1 protein-coding gene is annotated in these 652 nt (G+C 46.6%); it reads left to right on the top strand.

Features of this window, described 5'->3' with window-relative positions:
- Positions 1–142 precede the first annotated feature (142 nt).
- Positions 143–526: a hypothetical protein gene (locus tag JIN78_RS16890; RefSeq protein WP_200393171.1), complete on the top strand. Its 384-nt coding sequence runs from the start codon at positions 143–145 to the stop codon at positions 524–526.
- The last annotated feature ends 126 nt before the right edge of the window (positions 527–652 follow it).

The raw sequence follows: 652 nt of genomic DNA, 5'->3' as shown, positions 1-652 counted from the left end.
CCCGCCCCCAAAAAGCCTCCCACCAGCACAAAACGCCCTTTTATCTTCCCCTCGGAAGAAAATTCATCTTTCATCAAGAAAGGTCTTGCCATCCCCCCCCCCCCCCCATTTCAACATGATTTCGCTTTAAGAAAATCTTGCCATGAAAAATTCCGACTATCCCGAATACCAGAGAAGGAAAATCAGCCGCCGTTCGTTCATGAAAAAAAGTGTCGTCGCCTCCGTGGCAGCGAGTAATTTGACGATGTTTAGCGGGTTGGTGGATGCGAGCTGGAACTATTACGGCGGGTATAACTACGATCCTTGCTTGTTGATCCCGGATGAGCATCGTTCTTTAATTCAAGTACAACAAATCGGCGCTCCAGGACCGGGCTCATTTTGTCGAGATCTTTATAATTGTGCCAACGGCGAAACGTGTTATGGGGAACCAAGATTATGCACAGAATTTTATTCTGAAGAGGACTTTGATGGAACTGGAGGAGAGTATGAGCCGGGTATTTGTACTGATACGACCCCTTGGCCATGAGTTCCTGGGTGAGCCAAATGCTTTATGGTTTTTCACACTACACGACAAAAATCGAGCACGTAACGCACTGAAAATAAGGAAAAAATACGCAAAAAAGGCTTGCAATGTCGGTGGCCGCCCAAAATT

It is taken from the genome of Roseibacillus ishigakijimensis (genome assembly GCF_016595415.1).
Lineage (GTDB): Bacteria > Verrucomicrobiota > Verrucomicrobiia > Verrucomicrobiales > Akkermansiaceae > Roseibacillus > Roseibacillus ishigakijimensis.
Note: the sequence above shows the minus strand (reverse complement) of the source record. Positions and strands in the feature narration are given on the sequence as shown.

What these genes read in the sequence shown, in the direction of transcription:
- JIN78_RS16890 (WP_200393171.1), top strand. Translation starts at nt 143, where the DNA reads ATGAAAAATTCCGACTATCCCGAATACCAGAGAAGGAAAATCAGCCGC.